This window comes from Streptomyces sp. NRRL WC-3549 (assembly GCF_000721935.1).
GTDB lineage: Bacteria > Actinomycetota > Actinomycetes > Streptomycetales > Streptomycetaceae > Streptomyces.
The window spans coordinates 1-1,918 of the sequence record NZ_KL585429.1 but is presented as its reverse complement, the minus strand read 5'-3'; the positions used below and the strand labels follow the sequence as shown (position 1 = coordinate 1,918).

The window sequence follows — 1,918 nt, the reverse complement described above, 5'->3', positions numbered from 1 at the left end:
GCCTCCTACGGGCCCCGCACGGCCATCGCGCGCGAGCCCGGAGAGGGCGAGTCGCCCGGACTGCGCGCGGCCCAGCTGGCCCGTCTCGGCCCGCGCACGGGCGACCTCGTCTGGGACGTCGGCTGCTGCTCGGGCGCCTTCGCGGTGGAGGCGGCCGGCTTCGGGGCGGCGGTCCTCGCCGTCGACAGCGACCCGGACGCGTGCGCCCGTACGGCCGCCGCCGCCCGCACCTCCCAGGTGGCCCTCCAGGTCGTCCAGGGCCGCGCCCCGCACGTCCTGGAACGTCTGCCCGAGCCCGACGTGGTGCGGATCGGGGGCGGCGGCGTACCCGTCGTGACCGCGGTGGCCGCACGGCGGCCCGAGCGCATCGTCACCCACGCCGCCAACCGCGACGAGGCCGAGGCCCTGGGCGCGGCCCTCGGGGAGAACGGCTACACCGTCGAATGCGTGCTGCTCCAGTCCGTCGCACTGGACACGTCCGCCTGGACGGAGCGCGAACGCGCCGTCGTGTTCCTGCTCTCCGGGCTCCGTTCCGACCTCGCCCCCTGACCCGCTCGCCGCGGAGCGCGAGGTAGGCTGAGCGATTGTTGTACCGCACCCGGCCGTTCGACGGTTCGTTCGTCAATGTCCGGAAAAGGGGACCGTTTTGGTCCACGATGTGGTACAGCGAAACCGGGGGACGCGCAACGTGGCGCAGTCCACAGCGAGCCGTGGCGGAACGGTCCGGCACGGCGGCGAACGACCGCGGGTGCGGACGGCTCCGTGCGCGTTCCGTGCCGCGCGGCGAGCCCGCTCGTTCTTGTTGACGAGCGCCGGCGTGCCGTGGTTCGGGCATCCCGGGCGAAGGGCCGAAGGAGCACTGACGATGGGCGAGGGGTACGCATGACTGACACCGGCCAGATCCCGGGCGAGGGACTGCCGGAGCACGCAGGCATGGTGGAGCAGCCGGGCATCCCCGCCCCGGACGCCTACACCTTCCTCGACCCCTCCGAGCAGGCCCCCGAGGACGACGACCTCCTGCTGATGCCCGCACCCCAGGGCGCGTGGAGCGACGCCCCGGCCGCGCCGGGCGAGCACCCGGACCGGCCCGCCCCCCAGGTACCCGCGCAGGGCCAGGTTCCGGTGACGGCCCCCGCGTCCGCACCCCCCCGCCGACCGCTGCACCGGGGGCCCGTCGAGGCCCCGTCCTACGGCCAGAACGCCACCGGGGGAGTCGTCCGCTCGCTGGCCGACCGGGGCCCGGCCGGCGCGCGGCAGACCCCCGCGCCCGCACGGCACGCCGGCCCGCCGGCGACCGGCCCCGAGTACTTCGCCGACCCCCCGGCCGACGGGGCGGGGCTCCTGCCGGGCCCGCAGTTGGGGGAGATCCCGCCGCAGGGCGCCACCCCGTGGGCCGCACCGGCGCCCGCGCCGGCCGAGGCGACCGTCGAGGCCGTCCCGGAGACGGCGCCCGCGCCGGAGCCCGCCCCGGCGACCGTGCCCGCGCCGGAGCCCGCCCCGGCCCCGGAGGCCGTGCCCGAGCCGGCCCCGCTGCCGGAGCGGGCGGCTCCCGCAGAAACGGTCGTCCCGGAGGCGGCCGAGGCCGCCGTGGCCCCGCCGGAGGCTCCGGCCGAGCCGTTCACCGAAGACGAGGGGGCCGCCGGAGTGGCGCCCTCCGCCGTCGCCGAGCCCGTACCGGAGCAGCCGGCCGTTCCGGCCGCCCCGGCCGCTCCCGTCGCTCAGGGTCAGGAGGCCGCGGAGGCCCTCGCGACCGGGACGATGGGCGGTCAGTTCGTGGCCGTGGCCGCGTCCCCGGTCCCGGAGCAGCCGGCGCCCGTGCCCGCCGCCGAGCCGGCGCAGCCCGAAGCCGTGGCCGAGCCGGTCGTGGCCGAGCCGGTCGTGGCCGAGCCCGCGCCGTTCGTGGAGGCCGCGGCCGCGC

General features: G+C 78.4%; 1 protein-coding gene and 1 pseudogene. Both read left to right on the top strand.

Annotation, left to right across the window (positions count from 1 at the left end; genetic code table 11):
* The coding region (locus tag IH13_RS0129560; protein WP_031089120.1) for a methyltransferase domain-containing protein at nucleotides 1-549 on the top strand (549 nt) is incomplete at its 5' end.
* 333 nt (nucleotides 550-882) lie between these two features.
* Nucleotides 883-1,918 (top strand): annotated as a pseudogene (locus tag IH13_RS0129555) (5,6-dimethylbenzimidazole synthase); the annotation flags it as partial.